Source organism: Paenibacillus sp. JSM ZJ436 (assembly GCF_044383795.1).
Classification (GTDB): Bacteria; Bacillota; Bacilli; order Paenibacillales; family Paenibacillaceae; genus Paenibacillus_AQ; species Paenibacillus_AQ algicola.
This window is the reverse complement of sequence record NZ_JBISEO010000016.1, coordinates 20,239-35,970: the sequence shown is the minus strand read 5'-3', so window position 1 is coordinate 35,970 and position 15,732 is coordinate 20,239. Positions and strand designations below refer to the sequence as shown.

Below are 15,732 nucleotides of genomic sequence, written 5' to 3'. Positions count from 1 at the left end.
ATGCTCGGTATTTCTCAAAAAGCGGCCGGACTGTCCATCGAACAATCCGGCATTCGTTATGTCCGGCTGAAGACGAAGACCTGGGAAATGGACAAAACATTTTTTCTGCCGCTGCCTTCGGGTGTGATTGCAGAAAATCAGATTACAGACCGCTCGGCGCTGCTAAACCAGCTAAAAGGGCTCGTCAAGCAGGAACGGCTCAAAGGAAGCGAGGTTTCGCTTTCCGTACCGCCTTCTCAGCTCATTATCCGCAAAATGTCCATCCCAAGCACGAATCCGCGTCAGGTCGAGCAGCTGGTAAAGCTGGAAGTGGAAACCGGGCTGCATCTGCCTTTTGAAACCCCGGTGTACGATTACATCGAGACGGCCAAGGATGAGAACCAGTCCCATATCCTCGTTTTTGCTGCCCCACGCCAGACGATGAGCGATTTTGTTCAAGTGGTGGAGGAGGCAGGTCTGCGTGTATCGGGACTTGAAATGTCGGGTGTCGCCCTGGCAAGAGCCGTCACTGCCGGCTTCGGTGAGGAATTTCAGGAAACGATGCTTGTTCATTTGGAAAAAGGTCAGCTTGACGTGTATATGTACCATCGTGGAAATCCGGTGTTTATGAGAGCCCTGAATCTGCAGGATCTCTCATCGGACGAGGCTTGGCTCGAAAGTGCCGCCGCCTCGGCGAGTCAGGCACCGGGGCAGCCATCGCTGTCTCCATTGCAGCTTTCTGAAATCACGGCAGAAATCTCCAGAATGCTGAATTTCTATCAGTACAGCCTTCATGATGGATCAGCGAGAGTTCAGGAGATTTTGATTACAGGCCCTGACCGAACCAGAATGCAGCTGAATACAGAGCTTGCCCGGTCTTTGCCGGAGCTGCAGATCCGGGAGCTTGATTTCTCGGCAGTCCAGCAGCCTGTCACCGGCAGCAAGGAGCATAATGCTTTCCGGATTGCGGTGGGCACTGCGCTTCGCCGTGCAGACGGCGGTCAGATGGATCTGCTTCCCCGGGAGGACCGGGAAGCCATGCTGTTTCCGTTCCTGGCCATTTCCCTCATGGGATTGTGGGTGCTGGGGCTGGCGGCTACGGTTACGTTTTTTGTGCTGAATCAAGGGGAAATCCGGGATCAAGAGAACCGGCTGGAAGCCTTAAGAGACCAGAGAGCGGCAGCAGAGCAGGAGCTGCTTGCCCTGCAGCAAAGCGGCCTGAGCCAGAACGGACGCCTGGAGGTGCTGGAGGGCATTGCGGAGCATCGGGAAAGTCCGGTCGTAATCCTTACGGAGCTGATTCGGGTGCTGCCGGAAGGTGCCATTCTCAAAAGTACCGGATATACCTACCGTTCGGAGATGGATATGACGGTGTACCTGACCAAAATGGAGGATGCCTCAGCCTATCTGTTAAATCTGCGGCGCCTGCCGTTTACAGAGAGTGCTATGATTACAAGGCTTTCTGAAGGCATTGCGGACAGCTCCGTTGTAGTCGGTGGACAAACCTACTATACAGCCGGATACCGCATCCAGCTGGCGCCGGGCACGGTTAACACGCTAACCCCGGCAGAAGGGAGTGATGCAGGTGGAACTGCTGAATAAATACCGCTCACCGGTTGTGATGGGAGTGCTGCTGCTTTTTGTCGTGCTGCTGGGCTTCTATTTGCTGGGCTTACAGCCGACGATTGACACGATGGAGGAGCAGGAAGCTGAAATTGCCCGGGTATCTGATGAAAAAGCGCTCCTCCAGCGGAAAGTAGACGAGCTGAAGGGCGCTGCCGACAGTCAGGATCAGGAGCTGTTAAGCTCCTATGATGCTTTGCCGGAAGGGGACGAAGCAGATCAGCTGGTATTGCAGCTAAGAACCGCCGGCATCCGTTCCAGCGCCCGCCTCAAAAGCATCGAATTTAATCTTACCGGCACCAACGGGCTCCAGCTCGTGCTGGGAGGGAATGAAGGGGCCTATCCCTTCATTAAAGAAGTCAGCATGAATGCTGAGGTAGAGGGCACGCGTGCTCAGATTATCGCCTGGATGGACCAGCTGGAGAAGATGCCAAGAATTATCAAAGTGGACTCCTTCAGCCTGCAGCGCCGCAGCGGCCCGTCCGAGCTTCCGGAGAATGCCCTCCTGACCGCCAATGTTGTCTTCACAGCGTATTATGAATCCAGCCAACGGGCAGCGACTGTGACTCCTTAACCAGGAACGAATGCGAAAAACCGAACTCGATGCGCCGCCGTGGCGTATCCAGAGCAAACGAATACGAAAAAGCGAATTCAATGCGCCGCCGTGGCGGGTCCAGAGCAAACGAATGCGAAAAACCGAACTCGATGCGCCGCCGTGGCGGGTCCAGAGCAAACGAGTGCGAAAAACAAGAGCGTTTCCCGCGGGAAACGCTCTTGTTTAGGTTAAATGGCTGGCAGCGAGCCGCTCGAACCACAAACCACAAACTACGGACTGCTCACACCATCCTCCACCACGGGAGCCTTCAGCTGTCCCTGCGTTCCCGGAATTTCGCCGTGGGACGGGTTCATGCCGATGAGGCTGCTTTGGCCTTTGTAGACGTCCCGGGAGAGACGCTCGCGTTCTACTATTTTTCCGTTGACCTGCTTGCTGCGATAGGTTTCTATTACATAGCCAGGCTTTCCCGGCTGGAGAAGCTTTTGCTGTCCGGGAGGCAGGGAGGAATCCCGAACATAGGAGCGCGGGGCCGGAATCTGCTCCACTAGCTTTGTGTCCAGCGAGTATACAATATTGTCCGGAAATGTCCCGAACAATTTCACGGTCAGCACCTTGTCCACAACCTGGGCCTGAAGCAGAAGGTGCTTGCCGGTGCTATTGCGGAACCGGAAGTTAATATAGCCTTCGGCGTAGGTCGCGTCGAGGCCTTTGGGAAGATAGTTGACCGGCAGCGAGTGGTTGCGCCGTTCCACCACTTCGAGGCCCGTTAAGAGCACGGCATTGTAGATGGTGCTGGACACCTGACAGATCCCGCCGCCGACGCCCGGCACCAGCTTGCCACTGATGATAACCGGTGCTTCCCGAAAGCCGTGCTGCTTGCGGGCCTGAGCTACCACCTTCGCATAGTCAAACACTTCACCCGGCTTCAGGATCATCCCGTCCACGGCCGCCGCCGCTGCTGTAATATTATGCACCCGGCCTGGTCCGCTGGCACCGAGGGAGGTGGAGAACTGGATGATTTTGCGCTGGATGCCCTCCGCCCGCAGCGAAGCCACCGTTACCTCAGGGCTTTGCAGCTGCAGAGGCAGCTCTATCGAGAGCGGCCCACCGACATCGAGCATTGCGAAGTCACGAGGCAGCGCCGCAGCAAAAGAGGCCTCCAGCAGCGGCCATTGAATCCGGAGCACGGACTGCTCCGGAATGTAACGTACCTCGTCGCCGGTAATCGTTCGGACAGCATTAACAGGCTTTCCGAACTGCTCCTGCTCCCACGCCTCGTTCAGCCGCTGCTTCAGCAGCTCCAGATCCTGATGCACCTCCAGACGGTAGGCCTGCGCAAAAGTATAGCGGCTAAAGGCCCGCTCCCACAGCGTGCCCTCCTGCAGCTGCGACACTGCAGCTTTAAAAGCCTCGGCCCGGTATGTTACGCCGGCTTCTCCAAGCGTCAGCTTTTCCTCGCCGGACCGGGGCCATCCCGTCAAGGACAACGGCAATTGCTCCAGCGCCGCAAGGCGCCGCTCCAGCTCATTCAGCACATCCCCGTCCGGCTGGCCGCCAACGCTCCAGCCGGAAAGCGTCGTGCCGGCAGGCAGCCGGGGAGTGTTCACGTAGATGGAGAGAGCTCCGTATATCAAACAGCCGGCCAGCAGGAGGCTGAGAGACGCGATGATCATGACGTGTATTTTTTTCATCCCCAAAAACTCCCTTTCCCTTCGTGTAACAAAAAAGCTTAGGCATGTCTTCATGTATATGTCACAAAGCCCCCAAACTTTCGGGTACTCAAAAGGTAACAAATTTGTTACAATGGTTTTGGGCATTGAGGAATTTTCATGCATTTTAGAGGAATTCCGAGGACGATGTCGAAATGATAAAGGCTGATATTGGAATTAGGAAGTGATGAATTGATTGAAATGCAGGATGTGTGGAAGACCTACCCGAGCGGAGCCCATGCGCTGCAAGGTGTCTCGGTAAAGATTGACCGCAATGAGTTTGTGTACATCGTCGGACCGTCCGGCGCAGGTAAATCGACATTCATGAAATTGATTTATAGAGAAGAAGTGCCCACGAAAGGGCAAATTTCCGTAAACGGCTTTAACATTGGCAAGCTGAAGCAGCGCAAGATTCCCTATGTGCGCCGTAACATCGGCGTCGTGTTCCAGGACTTCAGGCTGCTGCCGCAGCTGACCGCCTATGAGAATGTGGCTTTTGCCATGGAGGTTATTGAAACGCCGACCAAGCAGATGAAGAAGCGGGTGATGGAGGTGCTGGACCTCGTCGGTTTGAAGGAGAAGGCGAACCGGCAGCCGGCGCATTTGTCCGGGGGCGAGCAGCAGCGCATTGCGATCGCAAGAGCCATCGTGAACAACCCCGCGGTCATTGTGGCGGATGAGCCTACAGGCAACCTCGACCCGGAAACGTCCTGGGGCATTATGCAGCTGCTGGACGAGATTAATTTTCGGGGAACGACGATCGTGATGGCAACGCACAACAAGGATATCGTGAACAAGATGCGCAAGCGCGTGATCGCCATTGAACGGGGACAGATTGTAAGGGATCAGCTCCGAGGGGAGTATGGATATGACTTTTAGAACCTTTCTCCGGCATTTGCGGGAAGGGGCCAAGAGTGTATTCCGGAACGGCTGGATGTCGGTAGCTTCCATTGTTTCGATCATCGTGTCCCTGTTTATCCTGGGTGTATTTATCCTGCTGGTGCTGAATGTCAACGCGCTGGCCGACGAGGCTGACAGCAATGTACAGGTCAGTGCCTATCTGAATTTGAATGTGAGTCAAGAGCAGCGGGAGCGGCTGCAGAAGGAAATCCAGATCATGCCCGAGGTGAAGGAGCTTCGCTTCGTTTCGAAGGAAGAAGGCATGCAGGAGCTCGTCGAGGGCTTTGGAGAAGAAGGCATGGACCTGCTGGAAGGCTTTACGGATGGGGATAACAACCCGCTGCCCGACTCCTTTGTCATTGATGTTGTAGAGCCTACTACTGTGCCGCTGCTGGCGGACAAGATTCTGGCCTTGAATGAAACCTACGCGGAGAAGCCGATCATGCGCGTCAAATACGGTGAGGGCATGGTGGAGAAGCTGTTTGAAATTACGAAATACGTTCGCAATATCGGGTTTATTTTTGTGGCGGGGCTGGCCTTGATGTCTATCTTCCTGATCTCCAACACGATTCGGGTCACGATTCTCGCCAGGCGCCGGGAGATTGGCATTATGAAGCTCGTAGGAGCGACGAATACGTTTATCCGCTGGCCGTTTTTTGTGGAAGGTGCGCTGATTGGCATGATCGGCTCACTAATCACCGTCGGCCTGCTGTACCTGGGGTACAGCCAGCTGCGTTCCGCGATGATGGGTGACATTACGTTGTCACGGAGTCTGATTCCTCTGGAGGAAATCGGGTATCTGCTGGGAGGTGCGCTCGTGCTTCTCGGTATGCTGATTGGTATTTTTGGCAGCACGATGTCCATCCGAAAGTCACTGAAGGTATAAGCTTGTCACCTGAAGGAAGGCAGCGCCTTCTTCAGTATGTATACATCTCATAACTAACGCACCAGAAGCTATAATGCTGAACTGCTGAACATGTAGACGCACCAATAATCGCAGAACTCATACAAATCTCAATTTTCGAAAAGGATGGGGAGTGCACGTTGAAAAAGATTGCTGCCGGATTAGCCGCTTTACTGCTTGCTGCTGTCGTATTCCAGCCCTCTGCCGGATTAGCCGAAAGTAAGACCTCTGCCGATGTAGACCGCGAGCTGAAGAGTCTCCAGAAGGAGGTTCAGGACGCCCGGAATCAGAAGAGCAAGGCAGCCGCCGAGAAGGAGGAAGCCCAGCATTATAAAGACAAGACTACCCTGAATCTGCAATATGTTATGGACCAGATTGAGCAGGTCAGCAGCCAGCTGACGAAGATATCCGTACAAATTGACGAGACCGAAACCAGCCTGCGGATCACGGCGGAGGAGCTTCAGGCTGCTCAGGACCGGATCGCGGCGCGCGAGAAGCTGCTGGAGCAGCGCATTCGTCTGATTTATATGGACGGCGAGGTGTCCTATTTGGACGTGTTGCTGTCTTCGACCAGCTTTACTGATTTTCTGAATCGTGCCGATTCCCTGAAGACGATTGTCGATCAGGATCAGGATCTCCTGGTTCAGCACAAGCAGGACAAGCTCTACGTGCTGGACAAGAAGAAGGAATTGGAAGGTCAGTACGCCAAGGCGAAGGATCTGTATGCACAAATGGAGGACCGCAAGAGTGAGCTGGCGGTCAAAGAGAAAGAGAAGCTTGTCCTGATTGCCAAGTATGACCAGGAAATCGAGCTTTCCGAAGAAATCTCGGAAGAGCAGGATATGCTGCTGGTACAGCTCGCCACCAAGCGCTCTCAGCTTCAGCAGGAGCGCAACAAGCTGGCGGCGGAGGAAGCGGCCCGCCGTGCTGCAGCCGCCAAGGCTGCAGCCGAGAAACGGGCGCGGGAGATCGCCGCCGCCGAGGCGCGGGCTAAGGAGCAGGCGGCTGCTAAGGCTGCAGCCGCGAAGAAATCAGCTGCGGCTACCTCGCTGGGCAGCAGCCGGGCTGCGGCTAGCGGGAACGGTGGACCGTTCGCGATGCCGGTATCCGGAGCTTACGTTTCGTCAGCCTACGGTTCCCGGACACATCCGGTGACCGGAGAGCAGGGCTCCATGCATACAGGCCAGGATTTTGCCGCTGCAGAAGGCACGGACATCCGGGCGGTAGAGAGTGGGACCGTCATCCTGGCGGAGTGGTGGAGCACGTACGGAAACTGTGTTATTGTCGATCATGGCGGCGGTGTCTGGACGCTCTACGCCCATATTCGCCAGGGCGGCATCAAGGTGTCTGAGGGCCAGCAGGTAAGCCGGGGCCAGAAGATTGCCGAGGTCGGCTCGACCGGCCGCAGTACGGGACCGCATCTTCATTTTGAAGTGAGAGTGAACGGTTCGCCTGTAAATCCAGCCCCTTATCTCTAAGCTGCAAGATTGACATTGTTGTTACAGATTAGCCATTGTATAAATATTCCCGTGTAGTCAAACATATACTAGGATGACCGGGACGCTGCAAAGTGGTATGCTCAAATGTACAAGGGCGGTGAGACAGACATGAAAAAAAGATCGGTGTTATTGTTGGTCGTAGTCTCGATGCTCTGCGGTATGGTGCTGACGATGGTGTTCAATCAGCTTCCGGACGCGGCAGGGCCAGACGGCGGCGGCACCGGGCTGCTGGCCAGTATCGGCAAGAAAAGCGATGGCCTGGAGCAGGATGAAGCCGAGAAGCTGGGCACGGCATTAGAGATTATCGAGAGCAACTATTATAAAGATGTAGACCGGGACAAGCTTCTGGACGGTGCCATTAATGGCATGATGGAGGCGCTGGGTGACCCTTATTCCAACTATATGGGGAAGGTCACGGCCGAGCAGTTCTCGGAGAGCATTGAAGGCTCCTTTAGCGGCATTGGCGCAGAGGTCACCTCGGTGGACGGCTATGTTGAGGTGGTCTCCCCAATCAAGGGCTCTCCGGCTGAGAAGGCGGGGCTTCGGGCCAAGGATGTGATCCTGTCGGTGAACGGCGAATCGCTCCAGGGACTAGACCTCAATGCAGCGGTAGCCAAGATTCGGGGCCCTAAAGGCTCCAAAGCGGTGCTGACGGTGAAGCGTCCCGGCTCCGAGAGCAGCATTGAGTTCCAGATTACCCGTGATGATGTGGATCTGGAAACGGTAACCTCGCGTATGGAGGCTAACGGTGTCGGCGTCATTGAGATCAGCCAATTCTCCCTCAATACGGGAGAGCGTTTCGCGGAAGAGCTGAAGTCGCTGGAGAGTCAGGGCATGAAGGGCCTGCTCATTGATGTGCGCAACAATCCGGGGGGTGTACTCTCGGTCGTTATCGACATTGCGGGACAGTTCGTACCGAAGGGCGAGCTAATCGTCCAGGTCGAGAACAAGGCTGGCAAGCGCGAAGAGTATCACTCCAAAGGAAGCTCGAAGCCGTATCCGGTAGCACTGCTGATGAACAAAGGCAGCGCAAGCGCATCCGAAATCCTGGCCGGGGCTTTGCAGCAGTCTGCAGGAGCGGTCTTGATTGGAGAGCATTCATTCGGAAAAGGAACCGTGCAGACCAGCTTCGACAAGCAGTTTGACGATGGCAGTCTGTTGAAGGTAACCATTGCCAAGTGGCTGACGCCGAACGGTTCCTGGATTCATGAGAAGGGCATTGAGCCGGATCTCCAGGTATCCCAGCCGGATTATTTCGCAGTAGCTCCTCTTGATAAGAAACAGACCCTGAAATTCGATATGAACAGCGAAGATGTAACGAATGTTCAGATTATGCTGGAGGCAGTCGGATATGAACCGGGCCGCAAGGACGGTTATTATGACCGGGCGACCGAGAAGGCCGTCAAGAGCTTCCAGAGTGCGAGCAAGCTGAAAGCCAGCGGGATTGTAGATGAACAAACCGCGAAGGCACTGGAAGCGGCCTTAATCAAGGAAATGCAGGATCCTGGCAATGACACGCAGCTGAACCGCGGAATTGCAGAGGTTGTGAAGGAAATAAAAAGCCAGGCGTCGAACAAGTAAGAAGGCTGAATTCAGCCTTCTTTTTTTCTTGGAGATGCAGGTATAGAAATGACAAAGGAGAGTGACCGGATTTTGGATATAGCGATGGAGTGGGTCTGGATGGTGCTGGATGCTGGTCTGATGATGCTGGCACAACCCTTTTATTATATTTCTGTCATTCTGATCGGGATCTTGTACCGCAGACAGGTGCTGCTGGAGCGCAAGCTGTTTCACGTTCGGGTGAACGGCTGGCAGTCCCAGACGCTGCGGACGATACTGGGCGGACTCGTGGCGGGGCTTGGCGTCTCGGTCATGATGGCCTTTCTTGGCATTACGCTCACGATGTCAGCGGTGCTGTGCCTATGGGCAGCGAGTCTGCTGCTCATGCTGTTCCGGGTGCGGTTTCTGTGCTTCGCTTATGCCGCCGGGCTGCTGGGCATTGTGCAGTCGGTGCTAGGCTGGTTTCCCGGCTGGCAGCCGGAAGGCTGGCTAGGAAGTGTACATACCGCGCTGCTGAATCTGAACGTGCCTTCCCTGCTGGCCCTGGCCGCTGTGCTGCATCTGGCCGAAGCGGGACTTGTTATGCTGCAGGGTGGACGGTTTGCCTCTCCGCTGTTTCTGGAAGGCAAACGAGGCAAGCTGGTGGGGGGCTATCAGATGCAGAGCTTCTGGCCCTTACCGTTGTTTCTGCTCGTTCCGTCAGCCGGCGGTCCGATGCTGCCATGGACCCCCTTCTTTGGAGGAGACGCCTGGATGAGCGGTGCGGGCATCGCGGCCTTGCCGGTGCTGATCGGCTTTGGAGAAATGACGCAGAGCATGCTGCCGAAGCAGAAGGCGGTAATCAGCGGAAAGCGGCTCGTCATCTACAGCTCGATCGTGCTGATGCTGAGCCTGCTGGCGGATTGGTGGCCGCCGCTTATGCTTGCGGCTGCGTTAGCAGCGCCATTGCTGCACGAAGGGCTCGCCTGGTACAGCCGCTACGAGGAGCAGCAGCGCAGTCCGCTGTTCGTACATCCTCCGAAGGGCTTGAAGGTGCTGGCGGTTCTTCCGGGCAGCCCGGCGGAGGAGCTGGGAATTCTGGCGGGTGAGACCATTCTTAAGGTCAATGGGACTCTTGTTCGCAGTAAGGAGCAGCTGCATGCGGCGCTGAGGCAGAATGCGGCCTTTTGCAAGCTGGAGGTTCAGAACTATGAGGGCGAGAGCAAGTTCATGCAGCGGGCTATCTATGCCGGAGAGCATCACCAGTTGGGCGTCATTCTGTCACCGGACCCGGATGCCGGGCTTGCAGTGCGGCTGAAGCCGCTCAGTATCGCTGGTCTGCTGGGCATGAAGTGGAGCTTGAAGAATAAGATGGCGGCTGAAGAGGAAGGCGCGGAGACCCGAACACCAGCAGGGAAGGGTTCACCCGCCGGGGCTGGCCTGGAGAAGGACAGCCTGGAGATGTAACGAGGTGGCAAGAGCCTATATTTTTGTGACTCATGCGTTCTTGAGATAAAAAATAGCAATCTGAGTACGATCCCGCAGATGCAGCTTGCCCAGAATCTCCGTGACATAGTTCTTGACGGTGCCTTCGCTCAGGAACAGCTGCCCGGCAATCTCCTTGTTCGACAGGCCGTCTGCAATTCGAACAACGATATTTTTCTCCGCGGGTGTCAGTCCGTAGGTGTCAAGTACATCCGGTCTGGACAGCGGGGGCGGGGGAGAAGGACGTAGCATGCCGGTCAGCTTCCGGGCAATGTCGGGATGGATGAGCATGTTGCCGTCATGGACGGTCTTGATGCCCTGGATAATGCGGTCCGGCGGGATGTTTTTGAGCAGGTAGCCGCTGGCACCGTTCTGAAGTGCCTCTACAATGTAGTCATCATCGTCAAACGTAGTCAGCATCAACACCATGAGATCCGGATAGGCCTGCCGGATACGCCGTGTCCCCTCCACACCGTCACATTCCGGCATCCGGATATCCATGAGGACCACATCGGCCGCTGTGCCGGCCGCCAGCAGCTCCATCGCTTCTGCGCCGTTTGCGGCCGTGCCGGTGACCTCAATCTCAGCATCCATGCCAATCAGCAGCTTCAGGCTTTCACGGATAAATGGATCATCATCTACGAGCAGTACAGCTATCATACATAGTCACTCCCATTTCTTCTCAAGTGCTGCGGCCTCTGTGCTGCAGCACTTTTATCATTTTCCCTACATAATCTCCGATTTGCTGTACACTGGCAGTCTCGTGATGACGGTAAAGGGCGTTTGCCGGCTGACCTCCAGCCTGCCGCCGATCAGGGAGGTCCGTTCCTTCATTCCGCTGATGCCTAACCCGCCCCCGCCTTCTCCCGGCTCCACAGCTCCATTGTTGGACACTGCCATCACTACCTCGTGCTCCTCATAAATGAGCCGAACCTGAATCTCAGTCGCCTTCCCGTGCCGAATGGCATTACTGAGCGCTTCCCGCGCATTCTTATACAAGACGAGCTGCTGGCTCGGATACAGCGGATACGGGAGGCCCTTTACCTGAATGGATGTTTGGATTCCGGTCTCGTCTTGCACCTGGGTCAGCAGTCGGTCGATGGAGTAGTCACCCGATAACGGCTTACCGGGATGGACGCGTTTCACAGCGAGGCGCATTTCCTCCATGCTGTCTCCCAGCTGATCCCGAATCTGTCCCAACAGCTCCATGCCGCGTGCCTGATCAGCAGGCACGGTGTAGAGTGCGGCTTCCATCATCATCTTGATGCGGATGAGCCGGTGGCCAATGTCGTCATGCAGCTGGCGCGAGATGCGGGTCCGTTCCTCTGCTTGTGCGGCATGCTCGACCTGTTGTGTAAATTGCTGCAGCCGGCTGCGGGCCTCCTCCAGCTGATAGTGCTTGCTTCGCAGCTCATCGTACAGCTTCACCGCGTTCTCCTTCCTGCCGGCTGCAGCTACCAGGCTGCTCATGAAGACCGCCATCATCATTAGCAGCAGATGGGCCATTACCAGCCATAGCAGCTCCTGCTTCCAAAAGGCGGCGTTCAATACAGCAGCATGAATCAGCAGCAACGCGTACCTCCAGATCGACGCAGATAATGTGAAATACATGCAGACGCTCGAGAGGGAAATCAAGGTCATCAGCAGACCGTATTGATAACACAGCCATCCGGATACTGCAATTTCCACAAGTGTAAAAAGCGCTTTAAGCGCTGACGTCTTCACATGGCGGCTCAGAACGGCGATGGACAGAAAAAGCAGCACTAGCAAGGTATACATGCTGAAGCTGGCAATAGGCTGGGCGTACAGCCCGGCCATCGCAGGGAGAAGGATCAGTCCGTAGCGGAGCAGCACGGAGGATCGGGGCATGAGCATAACATCCTTTTCTCAGGTTACTGGAGGGTTGCTTAAGAGAGCGGTCCTCGCAGGCAGGATCTATATCAGGGATAATCTGTCTGCCATTATATCATAGTCTCCGAGCATGGCAGGAGGTGACTTTAGTCATTTTCAAGCCATGACTTTATCTACCTGATCAACGGCTGCGGCGAGGATACAATAGAGACAAGAAACCAAGAACGTGACTTCGGAAAAGGAGTGAAGTGAAGTGGCATTTTTACAAGCACGGGATGTGGTTAAGCGCTATGGCAGCATGCTTTCGGTGGACCACTTGAATCTGGCCATTCAGGAGGGAGAAATTTTCGGGCTGCTCGGGCCCAATGGAGCTGGAAAAAGCACAACCATCAACATGATCTGCGGACTCCTCCCGATGGATCAGGGCAGCATTGAGGTGGATGGCCTGTCCATTCAGGCTCAGCCTCTGGAGGTGAAGCGGCGGATTGGGCTGGTTCCGCAGGACCTTGCCCTGTATGAGAGCTTGACGGCAGAAGATAACGTTACCTTTTTTGCCAAGCTGTACGGTCTCCGGGGTAAACTGCTGAAGGAACGGGTGCAGGAAGCGCTTGCGTTTGTCGGATTGCTGGACCGGGCCAAAGACCGCCCTTCCACCTTCTCGGGCGGCATGAAGCGCCGCCTGAACATTGCCTGTGCGATTACGCACCATCCGAAGCTGATCATTATGGATGAGCCGACCGTAGGCATTGACCCGCAGTCCCGCAATCATATTCTGGACTCAGTCCGCAAGCTGAATGGGATGGGCTCGACCGTCATCTATACCAGCCATTACATGGAAGAAGTAGCGGCTATTAGCAGTCGGGTCGCTATTATGGATCAAGGTCATGTTATTGCTTGCGGAACACAGCAGGAGCTCAAGGAGCGGGTGGCCCAGGAGGAGAAAATTATGCTGACCGCTGACGCTGTAACGCCGGATGTCGTCAAGGAGCTCACGCTGCATCCCGGCATTACCCGAGTCCTTCAGGAGGGCGCGGTACTGGAAATATATTTGCCTTCGGCCCAGAGCAGCCTTCAGGATGTGCTGTATATTTGCAGCAAGCATGAGGTCGTGATCCAGAGTCTCAAATGTGAGGAGCCGGATCTCGAAACGCTGTTTCTGAATCTGACCGGCCGCACCTTGCGGGATGAATAGGAGGAAGGGCCATGAATCTGCGAACCATTGCGTGGTATGAGCTCAAACGATTATCTCGGCACCGGACGGTGTTGTTTAACCTGTTTTTACTGCCGATGCTGCTTATTTTCATTTTGGGAACGGCACTGAGCGGCTTTTTCGGAGGGGAGGAAGATCTCGAGCTGGAGGCGCTGCGTACAGGGGTCGTGATAGAGGAAGGTTCAACGCTTCCGGACAGCTTCAGAGCCTTTATTCAGAGTCCGGAGATGACCGAATGGCTGGAGACTATAGAGGCTTCAACGCGTGAGGATGCATTAAGCCGCCTGCGCAGCGGAGAATTGGATGTTGCCGTCATCGTGCCGGGGAACCTGGAACAGGATATCTACTCCGGAAAGGAAGCGGAGCTGGAGCTCCTGCTCGGGAAAAATTACACACAGAACCTGATCGGAGAGTCCCTGTTCCGCTCCTATATGGATGAGATGAACGGCATCCAGGCTCAGGCAATGCTTCTAGGAAGCGATGTTTTGCCGCAAGCAGGGATTGCGCCGGGAGAGCGAGCCTTCTATGTCATTCAAGGGCGCCTCAGCACCCAGGGCGAGCCGTATTCTGCGGTCCAGTACTATGCGGCATCGATGATGATTATGTTTCTATTAAATTCAGGGATGATGGTTGCCGGCAGCCTTTTTGATGAAAAAAAGGACCATACGCTGTACCGGCTTCAATCGCTGCCGCTTTCAGGGCGGGATATTTTTGGCGGAAAAATACTGGGCTGCAGCTTCATCACCTTCATTCAGGCGGCGATTATCATTACAGGGTCACATGTTCTGTACGGCGTAAACTGGGGGAATCGGCTGGGACTGCTGCTGGTGGTCTGCATGCTGGTCTCTGTGGCGTCGATGACACTTGCGTCTGTCGTCTCGCTGCTGACCTCCTCCTTCTCTACAGCCTCGGGGATCATTCAGGCCCTGGTCATTGCAATGACGTTTCTGAGCGGGGGCTTCTCGCCGCTGCCATCCGAGGTGATCCGGAGTATAGGAGAATTTACGGTGAACCACTGGGCTTTACAGGGGATTTTGCGGATGATGCTGGGGGAGGGCCAGGGCGAGATTCTGACATGCATCGGGATTCTCGGGGTTATTGCGCTGATGTTAAGTGCGGCGGCCATCGCCGTGTATCGAAAGGTGGGGTACAGCTATCATGCATAGTTTAACGATTGCCTGGCAGATGATTAAACGGACGCTGGGCCATACCAAAGGGTGGATCGCCTATCTCATTCTCCCCTGTGTCATTGTGACCGTGTGTGTAGCCCTGCTAGGAGGGACGACGACGGCAATTCTTCCGATTGAATATATTAATGAAGACGAGGGACCGGCGGGAGAGCATCTGCTGCAGGAGCTGCGGCGTACAGATGTGTATGCGCTGAAGCCTGCGTCATCGCTTGCTGCGATGAAGGAGAATGTCATTGCAAAAAACGGCATGATCGGGTTCACCATCCCTGCCGATTTCAGCGCTTCGCTGCTGGAGGGCGGTACGCCCAAGGTGGAGATGTACCAGATGGCGGTCAGTGAAGCGGCATTTACTGTGAGCATGCAGCTGGAAAGTGTAACGGGACAGCTTGGAGCGGCGGCCGCTGCTGTTTCCCGGCAAGGGGCAGCGGATGAGGAGCAGTTTTTTACTCTGCAACAGGTTCTGGATCAGATGGGCAAGCATCGGGTGCGGGCGGTGTCAACGGACATGGAGCTCTACGCAAGACCCGGCTTGACGAATGTTACCGGCTTTACGCTGCTGTTTCTGATGAGCCTGGTGGGAAGCACAGTCATGCTGATGGTCGAGGACCGCAAGCTGCGCACGATGTCCCGGATCTATACGGCACCGGTGCGGGCGTATCAGATTGTGCTGGGTAATTTCCTCGGCAGCTTTCTGCTGGGCTCGTTACAAATCCTGATCGTGCTTACCGTCAGTAAATATGTGCTGCGTTACGATGACGGAGTGCCGTTCTGGATTCATTTTGTTATTCTGGCCGCCTTCATGCTCGTTGCGATGGGCCTGGCCAGCGCGATTGCCGGATTGGTCCGCAATCCGAAAAATGCAGGCATGCTCAATTCGCTGATCATTTCACCGACCTGCATGCTGGGAGGCTGCTTCTGGCCGCTTGCCATCATGCCTGACTTCCTGCAGCGCATCGCGAATTTTGTACCGCAAAAATGGGCTATCGAGGCGGTAGAGACGATGGCTTCCGGGGGCACACTATCCGATATCGCAATGCCGCTGCTCATCCTCGGCCTGATGGCGCTCATCCTACTCGCGCTGGGCTCGATCATCCTGCGTCCCAGCGAGACGGCCGTGCGAGGCTAGGCTATAAATGACCCCTGCAAGGGTAGGTGGACTCCTTGCAGGGGTTGTTTTGTGTTGGGGGGGCTGGGTGCTGTGGCGGATGATCTGGAGTAAATGAATGCGAAAAACCGAACTCGATGGGTCCGCATACCGCCCCCGCGCCAAACGAATGCGAAAAACCG

General features: G+C 55.5%; 13 protein-coding genes. 10 read left to right on the top strand and 3 right to left on the bottom strand.

Features of this window, described 5'->3' with window-relative positions; genetic code table 11:
* On the top strand, positions 1-1,581 hold the full coding sequence (pilM, locus tag ACH6EH_RS16665; protein ID WP_397333165.1) for a pilus assembly protein PilM: 1,581 nt from the start codon (positions 1-3) through the stop codon (positions 1,579-1,581).
* Complete coding sequence (gene pilO / locus ACH6EH_RS16660; protein ID WP_397333164.1) at positions 1,559-2,176, top strand: type 4a pilus biogenesis protein PilO; 618 nt, start codon at positions 1,559-1,561, stop codon at positions 2,174-2,176. Before pilM ends, pilO begins: the two co-directional genes overlap by 23 nt.
* Positions 2,177-2,427: 251 nt before the next feature.
* Here pilO and ACH6EH_RS16655 read toward each other — a convergent pair whose 3' ends face one another.
* Positions 2,428-3,849 carry a VanW family protein gene (locus tag ACH6EH_RS16655; RefSeq protein ID WP_397333163.1) on the bottom strand — a complete coding sequence of 474 codons (1,422 nt, stop codon included), beginning with the start codon at positions 3,847-3,849 and terminating at the stop codon, positions 2,428-2,430.
* A 210-nt stretch (positions 3,850-4,059) separates the two neighbouring features.
* On the opposite strand from ACH6EH_RS16655, the gene ftsE reads away from it, so the two are divergent.
* The 5 genes from ftsE (at position 4,060) to ACH6EH_RS16630 (ending at position 10,176) form a co-directional block, all read left to right on the top strand.
* The gene (gene ftsE, locus ACH6EH_RS16650; RefSeq protein WP_138227896.1) at positions 4,060-4,746 is read left to right on the top strand and encodes a cell division ATP-binding protein FtsE; all 687 of its coding nucleotides are present in this window, start codon (positions 4,060-4,062) and stop codon (positions 4,744-4,746) included.
* Positions 4,736-5,653 (top strand): permease-like cell division protein FtsX, encoded by a 918-nt coding sequence (gene ftsX / locus ACH6EH_RS16645; RefSeq protein ID WP_397333162.1) that lies wholly within the window; start codon positions 4,736-4,738, stop codon positions 5,651-5,653. The genes ftsE and ftsX overlap by 11 nt, the downstream gene beginning before the upstream one ends.
* Positions 5,654-5,811: 158 nt before the next feature.
* The gene (locus tag ACH6EH_RS16640; protein WP_397333161.1) at positions 5,812-7,149 is read left to right on the top strand and encodes a murein hydrolase activator EnvC family protein; all 1,338 of its coding nucleotides are present in this window, start codon (positions 5,812-5,814) and stop codon (positions 7,147-7,149) included.
* Positions 7,150-7,278: 129 nt separating this feature from the next.
* Positions 7,279-8,751: a S41 family peptidase gene (locus tag ACH6EH_RS16635; protein ID WP_397333160.1), complete on the top strand. Its 1,473-nt coding sequence runs from the start codon at positions 7,279-7,281 to the stop codon at positions 8,749-8,751.
* Positions 8,752-8,799: 48 nt separating this feature from the next.
* Entirely contained in the window at positions 8,800-10,176 is a 1,377-nt protein-coding gene (locus tag ACH6EH_RS16630; RefSeq protein ID WP_397333159.1) for a PDZ domain-containing protein, read from the top strand.
* A 30-nt stretch (positions 10,177-10,206) separates the two neighbouring features.
* On the opposite strand, the gene ACH6EH_RS16625 is transcribed toward ACH6EH_RS16630, so the two are convergent.
* Entirely contained in the window at positions 10,207-10,854 is a 648-nt protein-coding gene (locus ACH6EH_RS16625) for a response regulator (protein ID WP_397333158.1), read from the bottom strand.
* Positions 10,855-10,920: 66 nt separating this feature from the next.
* Complete coding sequence (locus ACH6EH_RS16620) at positions 10,921-12,063, bottom strand: sensor histidine kinase (RefSeq protein ID WP_397333157.1); 1,143 nt, start codon at positions 12,061-12,063, stop codon at positions 10,921-10,923.
* A gap of 280 nt (positions 12,064-12,343) precedes the next feature.
* Here ACH6EH_RS16620 and ACH6EH_RS16615 point away from each other — a divergent pair, with 280 nt between their 5' ends.
* From ACH6EH_RS16615 to ACH6EH_RS16605, 3 genes are read left to right on the top strand one after another with little or no spacing between them, the layout of a single operon-like run.
* Positions 12,344-13,237 carry an ABC transporter ATP-binding protein gene (locus ACH6EH_RS16615; RefSeq protein WP_397333188.1) on the top strand — a complete coding sequence of 298 codons (894 nt, stop codon included), beginning with the start codon at positions 12,344-12,346 and terminating at the stop codon, positions 13,235-13,237.
* An 11-nt stretch (positions 13,238-13,248) separates the two neighbouring features.
* A complete protein-coding gene (locus ACH6EH_RS16610) occupies positions 13,249-14,421 on the top strand; it encodes an ABC transporter permease (protein ID WP_397333156.1) in 1,173 nt (390 codons plus the stop codon).
* Positions 14,414-15,571, top strand: coding sequence for an ABC transporter permease (locus ACH6EH_RS16605; RefSeq protein WP_397333155.1), 1,158 nt, complete (start codon positions 14,414-14,416; stop codon positions 15,569-15,571). Before ACH6EH_RS16610 ends, ACH6EH_RS16605 begins: the two co-directional genes overlap by 8 nt.
* Positions 15,572-15,732: the final 161 nt, after the last annotated feature.